General features: G+C 64.4%; 18 protein-coding genes and 1 pseudogene. 9 read left to right on the forward strand and 10 right to left on the reverse strand.

Features of this window, described 5'->3' with window-relative positions:
- The first annotated feature begins 217 nt into the window (after positions 1-217).
- Positions 218-1,516: an alpha/beta hydrolase gene (locus JQ621_RS26670; RefSeq protein ID WP_249125593.1), complete on the forward strand. Its 1,299-nt coding sequence runs from the start codon at positions 218-220 to the stop codon at positions 1,514-1,516.
- A gap of 40 nt (positions 1,517-1,556) precedes the next feature.
- On the forward strand, positions 1,557-1,883 hold the full coding sequence (locus JQ621_RS26675) for a GrlR family regulatory protein (RefSeq protein ID WP_212238658.1): 327 nt from the start codon (positions 1,557-1,559) through the stop codon (positions 1,881-1,883).
- Positions 1,884-1,904: 21 nt separating this feature from the next.
- Here the strand turns inward: JQ621_RS26675 and JQ621_RS26680 are convergent, their stop codons facing one another.
- Both JQ621_RS26680 and JQ621_RS26685 read right to left on the reverse strand, forming a co-directional pair.
- Complete coding sequence (locus JQ621_RS26680) at positions 1,905-2,294, reverse strand: hypothetical protein (RefSeq protein WP_212238661.1); 390 nt, start codon at positions 2,292-2,294, stop codon at positions 1,905-1,907.
- Positions 2,295-2,383: 89 nt separating this feature from the next.
- Positions 2,384-3,556, reverse strand: a complete 1,173-nt coding sequence (locus JQ621_RS26685) for an MFS transporter (protein WP_212238664.1) — start codon at positions 3,554-3,556, stop codon at positions 2,384-2,386.
- Positions 3,557-3,742: 186 nt separating this feature from the next.
- Here JQ621_RS26685 and thrS point away from each other — a divergent pair, with 186 nt between their 5' ends.
- The 3 genes from thrS to JQ621_RS26700 all read left to right on the forward strand — a co-directional run bounded on the left by thrS (position 3,743) and on the right by JQ621_RS26700 (position 7,774).
- A complete protein-coding gene (gene thrS / locus JQ621_RS26690) occupies positions 3,743-5,785 on the forward strand; it encodes a threonine--tRNA ligase (protein WP_212238667.1) in 2,043 nt (680 codons plus the stop codon).
- Positions 5,786-5,878: 93 nt separating this feature from the next.
- Positions 5,879-6,442 carry a nitroreductase family protein gene (locus tag JQ621_RS26695; RefSeq protein WP_212238671.1) on the forward strand — a complete coding sequence of 188 codons (564 nt, stop codon included), beginning with the start codon at positions 5,879-5,881 and terminating at the stop codon, positions 6,440-6,442.
- 63 nt (positions 6,443-6,505) lie between these two features.
- Positions 6,506-7,774 carry a serine hydrolase domain-containing protein gene (locus JQ621_RS26700; RefSeq protein WP_212238674.1) on the forward strand — a complete coding sequence of 423 codons (1,269 nt, stop codon included), beginning with the start codon at positions 6,506-6,508 and terminating at the stop codon, positions 7,772-7,774.
- Here the strand turns inward: JQ621_RS26700 and JQ621_RS26705 are convergent.
- Entirely contained in the window at positions 7,760-10,222 is a 2,463-nt protein-coding gene (locus JQ621_RS26705) for a putative bifunctional diguanylate cyclase/phosphodiesterase (RefSeq protein ID WP_212238677.1), read from the reverse strand. The genes JQ621_RS26700 and JQ621_RS26705 overlap by 15 nt on opposite strands.
- A gap of 552 nt (positions 10,223-10,774) precedes the next feature.
- Positions 10,775-11,626, reverse strand: coding sequence for a LysR family transcriptional regulator (locus tag JQ621_RS26710; protein WP_212238680.1), 852 nt, complete (start codon positions 11,624-11,626; stop codon positions 10,775-10,777).
- Positions 11,627-11,730: 104 nt separating this feature from the next.
- On the opposite strand from JQ621_RS26710, the gene JQ621_RS26715 reads away from it, so the two are divergent.
- Positions 11,731-12,723, forward strand: a complete 993-nt coding sequence (locus JQ621_RS26715) for a zinc-dependent alcohol dehydrogenase family protein (RefSeq protein WP_249125595.1) — start codon at positions 11,731-11,733, stop codon at positions 12,721-12,723.
- 15 nt (positions 12,724-12,738) lie between these two features.
- Here the strand turns inward: JQ621_RS26715 and JQ621_RS26720 are convergent, their stop codons facing one another.
- A complete protein-coding gene (locus tag JQ621_RS26720; protein ID WP_249125596.1) occupies positions 12,739-12,999 on the reverse strand; it encodes a hypothetical protein in 261 nt (86 codons plus the stop codon).
- Between the two features lie 234 nt (positions 13,000-13,233).
- On the reverse strand, positions 13,234-14,217 hold the full coding sequence (locus tag JQ621_RS26725; RefSeq protein WP_212238682.1) for an aldo/keto reductase: 984 nt from the start codon (positions 14,215-14,217) through the stop codon (positions 13,234-13,236).
- 100 nt (positions 14,218-14,317) lie between these two features.
- Between JQ621_RS26725 and JQ621_RS26730 the strand changes: the two genes are divergently transcribed.
- Positions 14,318-15,211 (forward strand): LysR family transcriptional regulator, encoded by an 894-nt coding sequence (locus JQ621_RS26730; protein ID WP_212238684.1) that lies wholly within the window; start codon positions 14,318-14,320, stop codon positions 15,209-15,211.
- A gap of 59 nt (positions 15,212-15,270) precedes the next feature.
- On the opposite strand, the gene JQ621_RS26735 is transcribed toward JQ621_RS26730, so the two are convergent.
- Positions 15,271-16,356, reverse strand: a complete 1,086-nt coding sequence (locus tag JQ621_RS26735; RefSeq protein WP_212238694.1) for a hypothetical protein — start codon at positions 16,354-16,356, stop codon at positions 15,271-15,273.
- Positions 16,357-16,585: 229 nt separating this feature from the next.
- On the opposite strand from JQ621_RS26735, the gene JQ621_RS26740 reads away from it, so the two are divergent.
- Positions 16,586-17,605: a patatin-like phospholipase family protein gene (locus tag JQ621_RS26740; protein WP_212238696.1), complete on the forward strand. Its 1,020-nt coding sequence runs from the start codon at positions 16,586-16,588 to the stop codon at positions 17,603-17,605.
- A 7-nt stretch (positions 17,606-17,612) separates the two neighbouring features.
- On the opposite strand, the pseudogene JQ621_RS26745 reads toward JQ621_RS26740, so the two are convergent.
- A pseudogene (locus JQ621_RS26745) lies at positions 17,613-18,042 on the reverse strand (CBS domain-containing protein).
- Positions 18,043-18,230: 188 nt separating this feature from the next.
- Positions 18,231-19,040, reverse strand: a complete 810-nt coding sequence (locus JQ621_RS26750; protein WP_212238698.1) for a rhomboid family intramembrane serine protease — start codon at positions 19,038-19,040, stop codon at positions 18,231-18,233.
- 451 nt (positions 19,041-19,491) lie between these two features.
- Here JQ621_RS26750 and JQ621_RS26755 point away from each other — a divergent pair, with 451 nt between their 5' ends.
- Entirely contained in the window at positions 19,492-20,046 is a 555-nt protein-coding gene (locus JQ621_RS26755; protein ID WP_212238702.1) for a PAS domain-containing protein, read from the forward strand.
- Positions 20,047-20,067: 21 nt separating this feature from the next.
- Here the strand turns inward: JQ621_RS26755 and JQ621_RS26760 are convergent, their stop codons facing one another.
- Complete coding sequence (locus JQ621_RS26760) at positions 20,068-20,457, reverse strand: COG4315 family predicted lipoprotein (RefSeq protein ID WP_212238705.1); 390 nt, start codon at positions 20,455-20,457, stop codon at positions 20,068-20,070.
- Positions 20,458-20,480: the final 23 nt, after the last annotated feature.

The raw sequence follows: 20,480 nt of genomic DNA on the forward strand, positions 1-20,480 counted from the left end.
ATCGCGACACGATTGCGTGGTCTTTTTTGAGCGTTCCGGATGTGGGGAAGTTTCTCCGGACACTTAACGTCGCCTAAACGCCAGTCGGCTCAATTGTTCTAAAGATTGCCGATGGTTCGTGACTTGGGGTTTCGTGGCTTGGGGTTTCGTGGCTTGGGGTTTCGTGGCTTGGGGTCATGGGTGGATGGTCGGGGCCGTTCCGAAATTGAAAGCAGACATGCGTGCTGACCGGACCAAGGTGTCCGGAGCACGCGGTCGTGTGCTTCGGATCGTCCTGATCTCGACGTTGGTACCGATGTCTCTGACGCTGGTTCAATGCGGCAACGCGCCCAATCCGACTGCACTCGCGGCGAACTCGCAGGCGAACGTTCAGGTCGTTCCAAAGACCAGTCCGCAAGTCCAGCGAGTGGCCAGCGGCGACTCGTTCGAGGATCGTTTCCCTGCCCCGCAATTCAAAGAGCGCTTCCCTTCGCCGAGCGAAAGTCTCCTGCAACGACAGATGTCCGACTTCTCGCCCAAGCGCGCCGTGCAGCAAAAGCTGGAGCAGGCCCCCTACAAGGTCGCCTCGCTCGCGCCGCAAGTCCCCTATCAGCGTCCCCCCCGTGAAGACCTGACGACGCTCGTTAGCATGAAGTCGTCGGCCTTCCCTTATTTCGGCAACAACCCCGCCTCGGACGCGCCGTTCCTCAACATCTCCAAGGGCGATCGCCGCGGCCACCGCAGCTATTCGGGCCGCGTGTTCTGGCAAGACGAGACCTACAATGACAGCCGCGTGCTGGTGCATGTCCCCGAACATTTCGACGTGCGCAAGCCGGGCGTGATTGTGGTGTTCTTCCACGGCAACGGCGCCACCCTCGAGCGCGACGTACGAGACCGGCAGCTCGTGCCGCAGCAGATCACCGATTCCGGCGCCAATGCCGTGCTGCTTGCGCCGCAGATGGCGGTCGACGCCGCCGATTCCAGCGCCGGAAAATTCTGGCAGCCCGGCGGCCTCAAACGTTTCATGGAAGAATCGGCCAACCACCTCGCGCAGCTCACCGGTGATCCCAACAGCGCGCGCGCCTTTGCCAACATGCCGATCGTGATCGTCGGCTACAGCGGCGGCTTCCTGCCGACCGCCTGGAGCCTGGAGGTTGGCGGCATCAGCGATCGCGTCCGCGGCGTCGTGCTGCTCGATGCGGTCTACGGCGAAATGGACAAGTTCGCGTCCTGGATCGAGAGCCACCGCAACGGCTTTTTCGTTAGTTCCTACACCCACTACACCGCGCGGCGCGACCGCGAGTTGATGAGCATGCTCAGGCAGAAAGGCATCGGCGTCTCCGAGGACATGGACGGCCCCTTGCGCCCGGGCAGCGTCGTGTTCGTCGAAACCGGCGACGGCATTACTCACCGCGACTATGTCAACCGCGCGTGGACGCAATACCCGCTCAAGGACGTGCTGGTGAAGATGTCGGCAACGCCGGCGCTGGCGCTGACGCGCGTTGCCGCCACCAGTCCGTCCGGATCAAATCGTTAACCTGGATTTGCGCGCGGCGGCATTTCTGCGGGGACAGGCAGTGCATCAGGGACTGTACAAGGTCGACTTCCACACCGTTCATGGGACCGGCTGCGGTGTCGTCTACGTCACGGATGGCAAGATGCGCGGCGGCAATTCGGCCTTCGCCTTCATCGGCACCTACACGGGCGTGGGCGACAGCATCAAGGTCAAGATATCGACCGAGCGCTACAACGACGATCCGGCGTTCAAGGCCCTGTTCGGGATCGACCGGATCACGCTGACGCTGGTCGGCCGGGAGGACGGCGACACGGCCGAGTTCGAAGGCACCGCTCTACAACTGCCGGGCGTTGCCTTCAGGGCAGTGTTGAGCCGGATCGCCGACTAGGCGCCTCGATCCTCAAGATCTTCAGGTTTTCGGCAGCTTCGGGATGCTCTCGGCAAAGCCGTTGAAGCAGGCCAGCCGCTCGTCCTCTTCCTTGAAGAAACGGCAATCGGCGTAGCCCTTGGCCTTGGCCGGCTTCGGCTTCGGCGTCGGCGGGATAATGGCATCGTAGCAATTGAGCCGGTCCTTGGTGCCATCGTCGGTGTCGAGGCAGGCCTGCAGCCGGGCTGCGACCGACTGGGGCTTGCCCTTCGGCGCCGCGGCCGGCTTGGCAGCCGCCTCCTTGGTCCCCGCCTTGGTCCCCTTGGGCTTGACCTGCACCAGCGGCTTGTCCCCCACCATCGGTGGCTTGTCGGTTTGCGCAAACGCGGAGGCTGAATAGAGCACCGCGACAACCGCCAAAATCATCCTCATCTCAGTCAACTCTCTTTGGTCCCCATGTCTGGCCTTCTAGCGCCCTCCCGCGCCGTTTGCCAAGCGCCTTGCGCAAGGCAACCAAGCCATCAGACCGGGGCCACAGCGGCCGGCCGTGGCCGGCTCACGATGACCAGGATAAGCGCCAGGACGACGAAGCCGACCGCTACGAAGCCGACGCTGTGCAGCAATTCGCGCGCAAACAGCAGCCCTCCAACCGCAGACCCGACAGCCTGGCCGATATAGAGGACTGACGTATTGAGCGCGACGGTTGCAGGAGCCAGCGGCGGCGCGGCCGCAACCAGCCGCACCTGCTGCATCGAATTGGTCGAGGCAAATCCAAGACCCCAGATCGCGACCGCGATCGCCATCGGCACAAGAGTGCCCGCGCTCAGCGCCCAGCCGGTAACTCCCGTCAGTAACAGGCACGTGAACAGCAACGATGTCCGGTACGGCCCCCACCTATCGACGATGCGGCTCGCCACCACAACGCCGAGGAAGCCGCACACGCCATAAATGCCGAAGACCAAGCCGACCGCATCCGGGCTCGCCTCCGTCAGCTTCCTGAGCAGCGGACCCATGAAGGTGAACACCACAAACTGACCCGACATCTGCAGCATCGTGATCACAAGCAGCAGCCGGATCGTGCCGCTGCGACCGACTGCGCTCCAGGTCTTCAGATCGACCAGCGTGCCCCTCAACCCGGCGGGAAGGCGCACCAGCAGCAACAGGAAGCTGACGCAGCCGAGCGCACCGATCGTGCCATAAGCGGCGCGCCAGCCATGGCGACTGGCGATGAAGGTGATCAGCGGAAGGCCAACGGCGGCAGCGAGCGACCAGCCGAGGAAGATGTAGGCAATCGTGCTGCCGCGCCGCTCCGCCGGCACGACCAGCGCCGCCGTGCCTGCAGCCTGCGGCGTGTAGAGCGCACCGACCGCGAGCATCACCAGACGAATGACGAGGAGGCTTGCGTAGTCAGTCGCAAAGGCCGAGGCGAGATTGCCAAGGGCGAGCACCGCGAGCGTGGTCGTGAGCAACATCCGCCGTTCGATGCGGCTGGTCAGCCATGCCGTCAGCGGCGAACCTATGCAGAGCGTGATCGCACCGAAAGTGATGAGCAGGCCCGCCGCATGGATGCTGATGCCGAGTCCCATCGACAATTCCGGCAGCATGCCCGCCGGCGCCAGCACCGAGCAGCCGGTGACGAGATTGCCGAGCATCAGGGCGGTTGCCGTGAAACGGCCAGCAGGGGGATTTTCCATGCAGCTGCATGTAGACCGGACCAGCGGCCGGCAAAAGGGCTTCGCTCGAAATAGTTCGCGCAGCGCCCGCGCTCTTGCCAGCCACTTTCTTGGAAATGCCGGATTGCGCGGGCCGAATCGCCTGATATATCGCTCGTTCCCGCTTACCTGCGCTCGTTCGCAGGAGTGAGCCTCAGGAGAAAAGCAATGTCCGACCAGCCCAAATCCGAATCCGGCTTCCAATATTCCCTCAGCAACCTGAAGCCCGTGAACCCCGCCGCCAAAGTCACCCTCACCTTCCCCGACGGCGCCCGGCGCGAATACGACAAGAGCATCACCGGCCTCGACGTCGCCAAGGGCATCTCGCCCTCGCTCGCCAAGCGCACCGTGGCGATGGCGCTCGACGGTGAGCTTGCCGATCTCAACGATCCCATCGAAGCCGACGCCAAGATCGAGCTCGTCAATCGCGACGATCCGCGCGCGCTCGAGCTGATCCGGCACGACTGCGCGCACGTGCTGGCGGAGGCCGTCCAATCGCTGTGGCCGGGCACGCAGGTCACCATCGGCCCGGTGATCGAGAACGGCTTCTACTACGACTTCTTCCGCAACGAGCCATTCACGCCGGACGATTTTGCCGCGATCGAGAAAAAGATGCGCGAGATCATCGCGCGCGACAAGCCTTTCACGAAAGAGGTTTGGGATCGCGAAAAGACCAAGCAGGTGTTCCGCGACAAGGGCGAGGCCTTCAAGGTCGAGCTGGTCGACGCCATCCCCGGCAACGAGCCGATCAAGATCTACTACCAGGGCGACTGGTTCGATCTGTGCCGCGGCCCCCACATGACCTCCACCGGCAAAGTAGGCAATGCCTTCAAGCTGATGAAGGTGGCAGGCGCCTATTGGCGCGGCGACAGCAACAACCCGATGCTGACCCGCATTTACGGCACCGCTTTCGCCAAGCAGGAGGACCTCGACGCATATCTCAAGCAGATCGAGGAAGCCGAGAAGCGTGACCATCGCAAGCTCGGACGCGAGCTCGACCTCTTCCATTTCCAGGAGGAAGGCCCGGGCGTCGTGTTCTGGCACGCCAAGGGCTGGACCATCTTCCAGCAGCTCATCGCCTATATGCGCCGTCGTCTGACCCGCGACTACAGCGAGGTCAACGCCCCGCAGATCCTCGACAAGTCGCTGTGGGAGACCTCGGGTCACTGGGGCTGGTACCGCGAGAACATGTTCGCGGCGCAGTCGGCCGGCGACGAGGCCGAGGACAAGCGCTGGTTTGCGCTCAAGCCGATGAACTGCCCCGGTCACGTCCAGATCTTCAAGCACGGCCTGAAGAGCTATCGCGACCTCCCCTTGCGCCTCGCCGAGTTTGGCGTGGTGCATCGCTACGAGCCGTCGGGCGCCATGCATGGCCTGATGCGCGTGCGCGGCTTCACGCAGGACGATGCGCATATCTTCTGCACCGAGGACCAGCTCGCTGAAGAGTGCCTGAAGATCAACGATCTCATCCTGTCGACCTATGCCGATTTCGGCTTCACCGGTGAACTCACCGTCAAGCTCTCGACGCGGCCGGACCAGCGCGTCGGCACTGACGAGATGTGGGATCACGCCGAGCGCGTGATGGCGACGGTGCTGCGCGAGATCCAGTCGCAGAACAACCACATCAAGACCGAGATCAATCCGGGCGAAGGCGCGTTCTACGGGCCGAAGTTCGAATACGTGCTGCGCGATGCCATCGGCCGCGACTGGCAGTGCGGCACCACGCAGGTCGACTTCAACCTGCCGGAGCGGTTCGGTGCGTTCTACATCGACCACGACGGCGGCAAGAAACCGCCGGTCATGGTCCACCGCGCGATCTGCGGCTCGATGGAGCGCTATATCGGCATCCTGATCGAGCACTATGCCGGCAACTTTCCGCTCTGGCTCTCGCCGGTGCAGGCGGTGGTCACGACCATCACCTCGGAAGGCGACGAATACGCCAAGGTGGTGCTGGAGCAGGCGCGGCGCGCCGGGCTTCGGGTCGAGATCGACCTGCGCAACGAAAAGATCAACTACAAGGTCCGCGAGCACTCGCTGGCCAAGATCCCGGCGCTGCTCGTGGTCGGCAAGAAGGAGGCCGAGTCGCATTCGGTCTCGGTTCGCCGGCTCGGCAGCGACGGTCAGAAGGTGATGACGACGGAGGAGGCAATCGCCGCCCTCGTCGACGAGGCGACCCCGCCGGATGTCCGGCGGGCGCGCGGCTCGGCCTGATCGTTGAAATCGATCTAAACTCGCTTTCGGTTGCGGGCGTGCATGCCTATCTCGGCGTGGCACGCCCGACGACTATCCGAAGAGGACATCGCAATGCTTGATGCCATCGAACTCCTGAAGACCCGCCGCTCGGTCAAGCCGCGTGAGATGACCGGCCCCGGCCCCTCCCCGGCCGAGCTCGAGACCATTCTCACCATCGGCGCGCGCGTGCCGGATCATGGCAAGCTCGCGCCCTGGCGCTTCATCATTTTCGAGGGCGATGGACGCGAGCGCGCCGGCGAGGTGATCGCCGGAGTGTTTGCCCGCAGGAATCCCGGCGCCCCCGCCGCCGATATCGAGACCGAGCGCAAGCGCCTGACGGACGCGCCGCTGGTGATCGGCATCGTCAGCTTCACCAAGCCGCATCCGAAGGTGCCGGCGTGGGAGCAGGAATTGTCGGCCGGCGCCAGCGTCATGAACATCGTGACAGCAGCGACCGCGCTCGGCTACGGCGCATGCTGGCTGACCGGCTGGTTCTCGTTCGATCGCGACGTACTTGACGGACTTGGCCTCAAGGCGGACGAAAAACTTGCCGGCCTCGTCCACATCGGTAAACCGACCAAGCCGAGCGAGGATCGTCCGCGACCGGTCCTTTCTGAAATCGTCACGCGTTTTTAATCGAAGTTTCGTTGACGCCCCTGACGTCTTGCGGCTTTGTTCCCGGCTGGGGAGGAAGCCCGGATGAAGCGTCGTGAATTTCTGGTCGGGGCCGCGATGCTGGCCGGCGCGATGACGCGAAGCCGCGCCAGCGACGTCCCCGCTCCCGCACCCGACAAGCTTCGCAGCATCACCGCGTTCTTCGAAAACGAGGTCACCGCCGGCCGTTTGCCGGGCGCAATCGTGCTGATCCAGCAGCACGGCAAGCCGGTTTACTTCAAGATGTTCGGGGTGCGCGACGTCAGGACCCGCCTGTCCATGACGCCGGACACGATCTTCGCCATCCATTCGATGACCAAGCCGATCACCAGCCTCGCGGCGATGATGCTGATCGACGAAGGCAAGCTCGCGCTCACCGATCCCGTGTCGAAATACATCCCCCTCTTCGCCGGCACGAAGGTGGGGATGGAGGTCACCAGGCCCGACGGCTCGATGGCGCTCGAGATGGTGCCGCCTGTCCATCCGGTGACGATCCGGGACTTGATGCGGCACACGTCGGGCATCACCTACGATTATATCGGCGGCAGATGGGTCGAGTTGGCCTACAAGTCGGCCCGGATTTTCGACGGTCCCTTCAACAACAGGGAATTCGCCGACCGCATCGCCAGGCTGCCGCTGGCGCGCCAACCCGGAACGCTGTGGCGCTATGGTCATTCCACCGACGTGCTCGGCAGCGTCATCGAGATCATCACCAAGCAGAGGTTGTACGATGCATTGAAACAGCGCGTCTTCGATCCGCTCGGCATGACCAGCACCAAATTCGTGCTGTCGGCGCCTGATGAGCTCGAACGGATGGCGCGGCCGCTGCCGAGCGACCAGATCCTGCTCGATGCCGAGCGAGATCGTCTCGACCATCCCGAATGGCAATCCGGCGGCGGCGGGCTGCTCTCGACCATCACTGACTATCAACGCTTCGCGCAAATGCTGCTCAACGGCGGTGAATTCGAAGGCAAACGCTATCTCAGCCCCGCCGCCTTCAAGGACATGACGACCGACCAGATCGGACCGGGCTCGGGCGTCGAGCGCGACTACTTTTATTTCCCCGGTGATGGCTTCGGCTATGGCTATGGCCTCGCCGTACGTACCGATGCCGGCAACGCCAGGCCGCCGCCGGCCGGTTCGATCGGCGAATTGAAATGGGACTCGGGCAGCGGCACCTATTTCGGTGTCGATCCCAAGCTCGACATGGTCTACGTCCTGATGCAGCAGACCCAGAACGAACGCGGCCGCATCACGCCCGCCTTCAAGGAACTGGTCTACGGGGCTTTTCCGCCCGAGCTAAGCCGCCCGTGAGGCGCGCTGGCCGAAATCGGCCAGCAGCTTTGCGATCTCCGCGGCGGGACGCGCCGCACTGAACAGAAAGCCCTGCACCTCGTTGCAGCCTTCGGCACGGAGCCAGTCGAGCTGATCCTCGGTCTCCACACCCTCGGCTGTCGTGGTGATGTTGAGGCTGCGGCCAAGCCCGGAGATGGCGCGCACGATCGCGACGCAATCGGGCCGCTGCACCAGATCCTTGACGAAGGAACGGTCGATCTTGATCTTGTCGAACGGGAAGCTGCGGAGATAGCTGAGGCTCGAATAGCCGGTGCCGAAATCATCCATGGAGATGGCGACACCGAGCTCGCGCAATTGATGCAGGATCGCCAAATTGGCATCGGTCTCGGCGAGGAAGATCGACTCGGTGATCTCGAGCTCGAGCCGCTTCGGCGACAGCCCGGATTGCGCCAGCGCCGAGATCACGACCTGGACCAGATTGCGACTGCGGAATTGCGCCGGCGACAGATTGACCGCGACCTTGACGTCGGAGGGCCACTTCACCGCTTCGTGGCAGGCCTCGCGCAGCACCCACTCGCCGAGCTGCGTGATCAGGCCGATGTCTTCCGCAACCGGAATGAATTCGGCCGGCGAAATCATGCCCTTGTCGGGGTGGCGCCAGCGCAACAGCGACTCGAAACCGGAGATGCGGTCGGACGCGATCGACACCAGCGGCTGATAGTGCAGCTCGAACTCACCATTTGCAAAGGCGCGGCGCAGATCGACCTCCATGTCGCGGCGCTTCTGCGCCTGGAGATCCATCTCGCGCTCGAAGAAATGGTGAACGCCGCCGCCGTCGGACTTCGCCCGGTACAGCGCCATATCGGCGTTGCGCATCAGCTCCTCGGACGTCGTACCGTCGCCCGGCGACAGCGCGATCCCGATGCTGGCACCGATGATCATCTCCTGGCCGTCGATCTCGTAAGGTGCCTTCAGCGTGTCGATCAGCAGGGTCGCGCAAGCGCTCGCCTCGTTCGGCGAAACATCCGCAGCGAGGATCACGGCAAATTCGTCACCGCCAAGCCGGGCCGCGAGATTGGCGCCCCGGACAGCGGAGGAGAGACGTTCGGCGACTTCCTTCAACACGCGGTCGCCGGAAGGATGCCCGAAGGAATCGTTGATGTTCTTGAACAGGTCGAGATCGATATAGAGCACGCCGACGCGTTTTCCGCCGGCCTGGTCGAGCGCCTGCCTGAGCCGATCCTGGAAATATTCGCGGTTGGGCAGGTCGGTGAGCCCGTCGTGATGCGCCATATAGGCGATACGCGCCTCGGCCTTGCGCCGCTCGGTGATGTCGGCCATCGCAACCAGATAGCCGTCGCGGTCGTTGAAGGTGACGCGGCGACCGAAGGTGAGCACCTCGATCTCGCTGCCGTCAGCACGCAGGTGGCGCCAGTTGCGCGAGGAATGATAGGTTTCCCCGACGCGCTCGAGCGCCTCGTCATGACTTTCCCACTCGTCATGGGGCCAGATCTCATGCAGCTTCATGCGCAGGAACGCTGCGCGGCTGTAGCCGTAATGCTGGACCGCTGCGTCGTTGACGCTGAGGAACTGCTTGGTCTCGGCGTCGAATACCCACATCGGCATCGGGTTGTTGTCGAACAGCAGGCGGAACGAGGCGTCGCGCCGCTTCATCGCCGTGACATCGGAGATGGTGAGCGAAATCACGTCGGCGAAGGCCGCCGCGGTCATGCGCAAGTAACGGCCGTCGCTCTCGATCTCGAGTTGCTCGCCGCGGCCGCCCGAAACCGCCTTCAGCAGGAACTCCATGACATCAGGCGCGGCCAGCAGCGTGGCGCCCTGGCTGATCTGGCGCCACAAAAGGCTGCCACTCGCGACGTTCAACAACAGCTCGGCGCCCTTGTTGTGATGCACGACCTGGAAATCAAACGGCTGACCGGCCGCGTCGCGCAGTGTCGCCAGCGAGACGACCGCGTCGTCGGTCGCGGCGAAGATCGCATCCAGCAGATTGTATTGCGCGCCGCGCTCGTTGACATAGGCGCCGACCAGCGTCGCGCCCCAGCGCGAGGCGGTCGGCAGCGCCAGCAGATCGTAGGTCCTGACCATGCCATCGCGCACGCAATGGGCGCTGGCCTGGTGCGGCCGTCCGTTCTTGAGCGCGCTCGCGACCGCTTCCGACAATGCCGTTGCGCAGTCCGGCGGCAACTCCGAAAGCGGAATGTCCCAACGCTCCTCGCCGAGCCACTTCTGCACATAGCGTCCGCTGCGTGACAGTTCGAGCGTGCCGTCGCCCTTGAGCAGCGCGATGTGATCGGCCAGCCGTCCGAGGCTGCCGAGCATCACGTCCTCATAGCGCGGCAGCCGTTCGCCCGGCTTCAAAGCCGCGCGCCATTTGCGCTGAAGCACCGGAATGTCGTCAAACATTTCGGTCGCCGGCTTTCCCGGCGCTTTCTTGGCGGCACTCATCGCAGTCCCCGACGCACTTTCCCTGCGCATCAGAACGCCGGCTGACTTAATGGCCTGTAAAAAGGACGCAATTGCGGGTTCCATTGGGGCATTGTGACAGTTTTAAGTCTGATGTTGGTTAGCGTGTGTTAGCGACTGTGACAGTTGCTTGAAATGCGATGCGTTGCCGAGACCCGGGAAGCCGCGGACTCGCTGATGCGTGGACCCCGGCTCTGCAGCGCACCGCACCGGACGATGCTTCGCATCGCCGGGAGCGCTGCGCTGCGTCCGGGGCAGGAGAACGGAGTGTTGAACGCACAGTCTCTCCACATCGTCATTGCGAGCGCAGCGACTTGTCCGCCGAAGCCTCGGCGAAGGCGGAAGCAATCCAGTGTCCTTCCGCGGTAACAGTCTGGATTGCTTCGCCGCGCTCGCAATGACGGAGTACGTGGCAGCGGCGCCGCTCTTTCAATCGACATCTTCATCACAGACACACCTCCGCATCCTCGCGGCTCATCTCGCTCGAGCTCTGCTCCATCGCCTCACCCCCTGATGAAAGCGCTTGTCGGCCGCTCATCCCGCCATCTTCTCGATCACCAGATCCAGCAACGCGCGCAGACGTGCCAGCCGCCTGAGGTCGCGGTGATAGCCGACATAGGTATCGCGGCCGGGCGGCGTCGTGCCGATATCGAGCGCGACCAGGCGGCGGTCGCGGTCGCCGAGAGGACGCGGCAGCACGGCAAGCCCACCGCCGCTGGCGCAAAGCTCGGCCTGCGCCTGGCGGTTGTTGCTGCGCGAGGCGATCTCCGCCTTCGGCAGCGTTCGCTTCAACCAGATCGCGTCGGGCATGTCAGCGAATTCGGCATTCATGGTCACGACGCGCACGCCGCCGCCGTCGCCGGCACGTGGCGGCTTGCTGCCCTTCTTGCCGTAGAGCGCATAGGGAATGTGGAGCAACTTCCTGGAAATGACTTCGGGCTCGTCGAACGGCTTGATGCGAAACACCAGGTCCGCCTCGCGCCGCGGCAGGCTGTAGAGCCGCGCGTCGGTCAGGAGTTCGACGATCACCCTGGGATGGCGTTTGCCGAAAGCCGCGATCACCGGCGACAGCATCATCGTGCCGAACCAGTCCGACGAGGAGAGACGCAAGGTCCCGTCGAGCTGCGTCTCCCTGCCCGCGGCCTGCCGCTGAAGCGCGATCGCCTCGTCCTCAATCCGCTCGGCATGGGCGAGCACGGCCGCGCCTTCGTCGGTGAGGACAAAACCGTCGGCAGTGCGCTGGAACAGCGTCTGCCCGAGCGCCGCTTCGAGCGCCCGCAGCCGCCGCCCCATCGTCGGCTGGGTCTGGCCGATCTTCCGCGCGGCAGCACCTAACGTTCCCTCACGTGCAATCGCCAGGAAGATGCGCAGATCGCTCCACTCCATCGGACCCCACCTCATTCAAAAATGCACGACCATCGTACAACCTTGTTCCTTCTCATGCAAAAATTTATGGGCATATTGGAGGGCATCAACGGAGCAAGACGATCATGACCCGACGAGCGACCATGCGCGCAGGCGTGCTGGAGACCCATAACGCCCCCTTGCGCATCTCCACCATTTCCACACCCGAGATCGGCCCAGGCGAGGTGCTGGTGCGGGTCCATGCAAGCGGGGTCAATCCGCTCGATACCAAGATCCATGCCGGTGCTGCGGCGCATGCGCGGCACCCGCTGCCCGCGATCCCCGGAATCGATCTCGCTGGCGTGGTCGAGCAGACCGGGCGCGAGGTCACGCGCTTCAGGGTTGGGGACGAAGTCTACGGCATGACCGGCGGGGTCGGCGGCGTGCAGGGATCGCTGGCCGAATTCGCTTCCGTCGATTCCGACCTATTGGGTTTGAAGCCAACCAATCTCAGCATGCGGGAAGCGGCGGCCCTCCCGCTCATCTTCATCACCGCCTGGGAAGGCCTGATCGATCGCGCCGCGCTGAAGGCCGGCCAGAAGGTGTTGATCCATGGCGGCGCGGGCGGCGTCGGCCATGTCGCAATCCAGATCGCGCGCGCCTTTGGCGCGCGGGTGTTCGCGACCGGCTCGGCGTCACAGCGCGCAACCATTGAGGGTTTTGGAGCGACCTTCATCGAACGCGACGCTGCGGTCGAGGCTTACGTCGCGGAGCACGCGGGCGGCCGCGGCTTCGACATCGTCTATGACACCATCGGCGGCAAGGTGCTTGATGCGTCCTTTGCCGCGGTGCGCCGCTTCGGTCATGTCGTGAGTGCGCTCGGCTGGGGCACGCATGCGCTGGCACCGCTGTCGTTCCGTGCCGCGACCTATTCCGGCGTGTTCACGCTGCTGCCGCTACTGTCAGGCGAAGGCCGCGCGCATCACGGAGAGATCATGGCGGAAGCAACGCGCCTTGCCGAGGCCGGCAAGCTGGTGCCGCTGCTCGATGCCAGGCGCTTCACGATGGAGAGCGTTGGCGAGGCCTATGCGCTGATCAGGGATCGCGCCGCCAGGGGCAAGCTGGTCGTCGATATCTGACGGCGCAAGCACCGGCTAATCCTCACTGGACGCCGTGAAGCGGTTGTGCAGATAGGCCTGCGACAACAGGAAGAACAGCGCACGCTCGCCGTGATATTTCGCGGCTGGACGCGTGCGCTCGAAGCCATCGGCAAATATCTTGCCGGACTGGTCGCAGACCTGCCACCGCCAACCGAACCGTTTGCGCCTGGTAAGGATCACTTCGAACATGCCGACGAGCTTGGTCCCCTGCTCCCTGCCGGGCGCGCGCCACACGGCCGCGCCAGCCTCCTCCATAGGAGGAATGCCCGACATATAACCCAGCAAGACGGAAAGCGAATGAAATTGATTATCGAAAATACGTATCTTGCACCGGTAATGACGAAGTCGCAGTGAGCCGGGAATAAGCCGGCGGCCGGGGTGTTTAACTGCCTCGACTGCGCGGCCAGGTCGCGCTGACGGGTGTGTTCAAATCGAAACACGAGACAGAATGTCCGGTAAGGAGACGCTCACCGGACATTCCCAACTATGTTAGCGTCCGACTCGGGCCTGGAGATGCGCGGGGTAACGATCGCCTTGCACCTCGACCCTTGCCAGCGCCTCCGCAATGGCCGAAAGATCGGCTTGCGAGAGCGTCACCGCAGCGGCACCGAGATTTTCCTCGAGCCGATGCTGCTTGGTGGTGCCGGGAATCGGCACGATCCACGGCTTCTGCGCAAGCAGCCAGGCCAGCGCGATCTGCGCCGGCGTCACTCTCCGCGCCGCGGCAATCTGTCCGAGCAGATCGACCAGTGCTTGATTGGCCTTTCGTGCGCTGGATGAGAACCGCGGTACGATGTTGCGGAAATCGCTGGCGTCGAACGTAGTGCTCTCATTGATCGCGCCCGTCAGAAAACCCTTGCCGAGCGGGCTGAAGGGCACGAAGCCGATGCCGAGTTCTTCCAGAACAGGCAGGATCTCCTGCTCCGGCTCGCGCCACCACAGCGAATATTCGCTTTGTAACGCAGTAACGGGCTGCACCGCGTGGGCGCGCCGAATGCTCGCGGCGCTCGCCTCCGACAGGCCGAAATGCAGCACCTTGCCCTCGCGGATCAGCTCCTTCACCGCACCCGCGGTATCCTCGATCGGTACATCAGTATCGACGCGGTGCTGATAGAACAGATCGATGCGGTCGATCTTCAGCCGTTTCAACGCGGCCTCCGCCACCGCTTTGACGTTAGCGGGAGTGCTGTCGAGCCCGGCGTCGACCTTGCCGCCCTTGAAGCCGAACTTGGTGGCGATCACCACCTTGTCGCGGAACGGCGCCAGCGCCTCGCCCAGAAGCTCCTCGTTGACGAAGGGGCCATAGGCTTCCGCAGTGTCGAAGAAGGTGACGCCCAGCTCGAAGGCCGTCCTGATCAGCGCGATCGCTTGCGACGTCTCGGTCGCCGGGCCGTAGCCGTAACTCAATCCCATGCAGCCGAGGCCGAGGGCCGAGACCTCGAGACCGCTTTTGCCCAGTTTGCGCGTCTGCATCGCATCTCTCCTTGATTCGAATTCAGACCCGAATTTAGGCCGCGCATGAGCCCGCGATTAGGTGGTAAAATAGGCATGTACTCATGATCAGGATTCATGAATGGCCCGCACCAAAACCAACGACCTGCTCGCCTTTCTCGCGGTCGCGCGTGAGCGCAGCTTCACCCGTGCCGCAGCCCAGCTCGGCGTGTCGCAATCGGCGCTCAGCCACACCGTGCGCGGACTGGAGGAACGCTTGGGCTTGAGGCTCCTGACCCGCACCACGCGCAGCGTCGCGCCGACGGAGGCCGGCGAGCGACTGCTGCGCACGATCGGGCCGCGCTTCGATGAGATCGACGCAGAGCTGTCAGCCCTCACCGCGCTGCGCGACACGCCGGCCGGCACGGTTCGCATCACCACGGGCGAGCACGCGGCGCAGACGGTGCTGTGGCCAGCGCTCGCCAGGCTTCTGCCGCGCTACCCCGATATCAAGGTCGAGCTCGTCGTCGACTATGGCCTCACCGACATCGTCGCCGAGCGCTACGACGCTGGCGTCCGACTTGGCGAGCAGGTCGCCAAGGACATGATCGCTGTCAGGATCGGGCCGGAGATGCGGATGGCCGTGGTCGGCGCGCCCGCCTATTTCGCTGCGCGCGGCAAGCCAAAGCAGCCCCAGGATCTCACCGAGCACAATTGCATCAACCTCCGCCTGCCGACCTATGGCGGGGTCTATGCCTGGGAGTTCGAGAAGCGCGGCCGGGTTATGAAGGTGCGCGTCGACGGCCAGCTCATGTTCAACACCGGCCTGCTGCGAATGAATGCCGTGCTGGCCGGCCTTGGCCTCGCCTACATCCCCGAGGATCTCGTCAAGCGCGAGATCGCCGACGGCCGTCTGATCCGAGTGCTCGCCGACTGGTGCGCGCCTTTCCCGGGCTATCACCTCTATTACCCGAGCCGGCGACAGCCGACGCCGGCGTTTGCGGTGCTGGTCGAGGCGCTGAGGTATCGGAAGTGAGGATCAGCGGTGCGCTGCGGAGCGGCACTTCGCGCCGCACCGCGTCCGGGACACGAAACCTAGCGCGCGACGACTTCGACTTCGCCGTCGACGCCGTTGACGACGTTGAAGCCGCGCTCGAAGACCTTGCCCTCGTTCTTGGCGATGGCGCGGTATTCGCCTTCGGAGAGCACGACGCGCGGGAAGGCGCCGATCGATTCCTTGATGACGTCGCCGCCGGGCGTCAGCACCGACCAGGCGGTGTTGGCGAGCGCCTCGCCGCCCTTGTCGCTGACGAGCTTGAGCGTGATCACGGCGGCGCGGTGGGTGATGGTGACGTCGGTGAGCTTGCCGGCCTGGACGCGGATGTCCGAGCGCACCACCGAATTGGCATCGCCATAGTTCGAGATGATGTAGTAGGTGCCCTCAGGCAGCAGCACGACGTCGCCGGCGGCGACGTTCGGCACCAGCGAGGCGCGCTCACCGGATTCGAACTGGCTGCCCTTGTAGATCGCGAACGAGATCTGGTTCTGCGGAATGCGGCTGGTGCCGACGCGCCCCTCGATGCGCAGACCGCCGGCCGGCAGCACGAAGGATTCGCGGTCGGTCTCGGCCTTCAGGCTGACGGTACGCACCGCGCTGACGAGACCGAAGGCGACGTGCACGACGTAATTGCCGGGCGGCAGCACGATGTTGGGGCTGGCGCTGCGATCCTCGCGGATCAGCTTGAAGGTGCCGTTCTCGTCGGGCCGATCGGCGAACACCCGCCACACCAGGCCGCTGGTGATCGCGCCCGTGTCCTTGCCGTATTTCGCCGATAGCGACAGCACGGCCTGCCCGGGTGCGGCGGCATTGAGAGGGGCGGCCGGCGGCACGTTGGCCACCGCAGGCGGCGGCATGCTGGGCGTATTCGGCTGGGTCAGGGTCGGCGGCAGGCTCGGCGGACCGGCGCCTGGACCTGAGGGCGGCGCGAGGCTCACCGCGCCGCCTGGATCCGGCACAGAAGCCGGTGGTATCGGCGGCGGACGATCAGAGAACAGCTGCGCCTGCGCGGTCCTTTGGCCGGACATAACGAGGCATGCGGCCAGGGATGCGGCGACGCCAAGCGCCGGCAGCAGCCTGCCGCCGCGCCGCCATCCGATGATGCCGTCACCCCCGATCGTCATGCCCTCTGCTTTTCACCGAAAACGCGGCAAATTCAAGCCTCTGAAATCCCATGGATTACGGTTCACTGGAACCCGGTTGACGCCTGCGTGATTACACCGGGGCCGACGGACCTTTGCCACACTCCTGCATCGCGAACGGTATAAACCATGCTTGTCCTCTATTCTGGCGGCGAGCGAGGACGGTGCCTAGTCTGGCGCGTGCGACTGGCCCCGGGTTAGGAGAGTTGCTGTGCTGGAAATCTTGCGAGGTCGGGGCGTGAACGGCGTCAATAGCGAGAAAGTCGGCCTCGGCAGTATCCGCCGGCCCGTCCTTGGTCTGGCCCTGGGTGGCGGTGCCGCACGCGGGTTTGCCCACATCGGTATCATGAGGACGCTGCTGGCCAACCGCATCGTGCCAGATGTCGTGGTCGGCACCTCGATTGGCGCTGCCGTCGGCGGCGCCTATGCGGCCGACCGGCTCGATGCGCTGGAAGACTGGGCGCGAAGCCTGCAGGGCGTGCGCAATATTCTCGGCTATCTCGATATCCGCCTCGACGGCTCGGGCCTGATCGGAGGTGAGAAGCTCGCAAGCCGGCTCGAGGAGGCGATCGGCGAGACCCTCATCGAGGACCTGCCCATGAAATATGCGTCGGTCGCGACCGAAATCCGCACCGGCCACGAGATCTGGCTGACGCGTGGCCGCCTGGTCGAGGCGATGCGCGCCTCCTATGCGCTGCCGGGCATCTTCTCGCCCGTGATGGTCGGCGACCGCTGGCTGGTGGACGGCGCGCTGGTGAACCCGGTGCCGGTGTCGGCTGCCCGGGCGCTCGGCGCCGAAATCGTCATCGCGGTCAATCTGTCCACCGACAGCTTCACACATGCGACGACGATCCATGCGCATGGCGCGACGCCAACGCCGGTGACGGAGGAGACCTCTGCCAAGCGGCGTTTTCCGCGCATCTTCTCGCCGGAAAGGACCGTCAAGCGCGAGTTCTTCGGCAGCGCCGGACGTCCCGGCATCTCGTCGGTGATGGTCGATGCCTTCAACATCATGCAGGACCGCATCACCCGCGCGCGGCTCGCCGGCGATCCGCCTGACCTCCTGATCACGCCGCGGGTCGGCCAGTTCGGCTGGTTCGACTTCCACCGCGCCGAGGATCTGATCGCACACGGCGCGCGCGCCGCCGAACGCGCGCTCGAGTCGATCCGGGAAACGATCGACGTGCTGGCGCCGGCGCCCGAAGGCGCCGCGCCCAAGGCGGTCGACTAAGCCCGGCTCAGGCCGTCTTGATGTAGTCGCGCAGGGCTTCCTGCTCAGACTCGTATTCGCGCACACGCCATTTGACGATGTCACCGATGGAGATGAGCCCGACCACCTTGCCGTTGTCGACGACAGGCAGGTGGCGGAATTTGCCGGTTGTCATCATCTCCATCAGCTCGGCGACCGTATCGGTCTCCTTGCAGCTCACGACCTTGCGGGTCATGACCTGGCTGACCGGCTCATCCAGCACACCGGCTCCGCGCTCGCCGAGCACGCGCACGATGTCGCGCTCGGACAGGATGCCCTCGAGCCGGCTCTGGTCCAGTCACCAGCACCGCGCCGATCTTCTTCTCGCCGAGCAGCTTGACCGCGGCGGCGAGCTTGGCGTCGGGCGCGACGCTCATGATCTGGTGGCCCTTGGTATTGAGAATGGAACGTACCGTCATTGTCGCCTCCCTGAATGGGATCCGTCCGCTTGGCGCGGTTGGGACTTATTCGCGAGTCTTCAACTAACAGTTTGGGCGCCGGTTTCAGGCTCAGGCGCTTTGCGAAGCGCAGCTTCTATCAGCTTGCCGCCTCGGAACATTCTTCTCTTGAATGATGAATGAATTTGAGCCGCGCCGCAAGCGCCGCTTCAAATACCGTTTGAAATGTCCTGTGATGACGCATCCGCAGCATCATCGCTTCGCACGCGCGGTACGGGATCGAACAGCGCGAACAGCAGCAGGCCGGCAAAGAAGCCACCGATATGAGCTTCCCAGGCAACGCCGGCGCTATCGCTTTCAACGCCGATCGCGCCGACGCCGAAGACGATGTTCATCACGAACCACACCAGCAGGAAGCCGACGATCCGCCGGTCACGCAGCGCCTGAAACAGCGGCAGCGCAGGAACCCTGGCGGCGGTGTCGGCGTCCGAACGGCTGAACGACAGGAAGCTGCCGCGCACGAAGGCGAACCGGATCGCCGCCGCCATCGCACCCGACACCGAGGCCGAAGCGCCGATCATCGGCACCACCGCATGCTCGTGGGTGACGAGATGGGCGAGCGCGCCGGCCGCGGCCGTCACCGCCAGGAACAAGAAGAAGCGCAAGCCGCCGAAGCGCCGTGCCAGCGCGCTGCCGAACGGCAGCAGCCACAGCACGTTGAACGCAAGATGGGTGAGATTGGCGTGCAGCAGCGAATAGGTGACGAAGGTCCAGACCTTGGCGCCGGCGCCGCCCTCGAACTGCAGATTGACAAGTGAGGAATCGTAACGCTTCGGGATGAAGCCGAACACGTCGATCGTCCAGTTCTCCAGCTCCGGCGGCAGCAGCACCCGCAAATGAACGAGCGCCAGCAGGACGACATAAGACGTCAGCGGCAACGGCAAGGTCAGAATCGGCTCGCGCGGGGCCTCTTCGACGACGACCGGCTGGTCCGACGGGAGTGATGGCGGGGAATCCAAGGCGGTTTCGCTTTCGGGCGCGAGCGAGGCAACAGCTTGGAGATAGTCGCGTTTGCCGGCCTTGCGCAAGTGCACAAAAGGAAAAGGCAGGGCCCTGGGAAGCCCTGCCTGTCCGTGTCGATCTTGCCGGCACTGCGGAGGAACAAGGAGTATCCCCACCCCTCCCCGCGGCCAGTGACCAAACTGTTTGACGCCCGTGTACAGGCCCCGCCGAGAACCTGGAAGAAGCGGCGAGACTTGCGACCGCGATCACCCTAGCAGCCGCGAGCCGGAACGAAAGCGCATAGTTAATTTAACGTTAACGACGCAAAGGCAGCGCGAAGGGCCCCGAAAACGTCCCCACGGCATAGACGCTGCAATTCCCCTCCTGCACAACAACACAGGGATCTCAGGTGCACTGAAGCGGGACAGGTTTGTCCCACGAGGTTGCGCCGAGGGGTAAGCGTCAGTCATGAAACATCCATCGAGCCGCGCGTTCTTCGCATACTGGGACAAGAAGCGCGGCAGCGCGCGGGCCCCTGAGCGGGCCGATATCGACCCGGCCGCCGTTCGCGAGCTGCTCGGCGATATCTTCGTCCTGTCGTGCGAGCCGAAAACGGGTTTTCCATTCCGTGTCGCCGGCACTCGCGTCTGCGCGCTCGCCGGCCGCGATCTCAAGGACCAGGGCTTTGCCGCACTGTTCGCGGAAACCAGCCGCGGCGAGATCGAGGAGATCGCCACCATCGTCGCCGACGAGACGTTGGGCGCCATCGCCGGTCTCACGGCTCAGCGCCAGGACGGCAGCAAGGCGCACCTCGAACTGCTGCTGCTGCCCTTCAACACCCGTCCGCACACGCCCGTGAGCGTGACCGGCGTACTCGCGCCATTCGATGACGAATGCGGCGCGCTTGGCCCGTTCACCGTGACGTCCTGGCGCTATCTGCACCAGCCGGAGAAGATATTGCCGCGCGCCATCCGCAAATTGCAGATCGCGCGCGGCCTGATGGTGTACGAGGGGCTGCGCTAGGGCATCCTCCCCCATGTCCGCTTACGGCATCGCCAGATGCCAGGCTCCGTTCAGGAAACCGTCGCCGGTGACGTCGCCGGGCTTGGTGTCCTTGGCAAACGTGTAGAGCGGCTTGCCGTTGTGGGCCCACTGCTTGGTGCCGTCGTCGCGGGTGATGATGGTGTAGCCGTCGCCGGGCGCATCGCTGGCCTCGGCCTTCAGCGCCGGCCAGTTTGTCGCACACGGACCATTGCAGGCCGACTTGCCGTCCATGTCCTTGTCGAATGTATAGAGCGACATGCCCTTGGCGTCGGTGAGCACGTTGCCCTTGTCGGTCTTGCCGGTCTTGGTCGGCGGTGCCGCGAGCGCAGCCGAGGTGAGCGCGAGCGCTGACACGAGCGTGAGCGCGAAGCGGATCGAGGACGTCGTCATGGTGTCTCCTGTCATGCAATTGG

This window comes from Bradyrhizobium manausense, assembly GCF_018129685.1.
Taxonomy (GTDB): Bacteria; Pseudomonadota; Alphaproteobacteria; order Rhizobiales; family Xanthobacteraceae; genus Bradyrhizobium; species Bradyrhizobium manausense_D.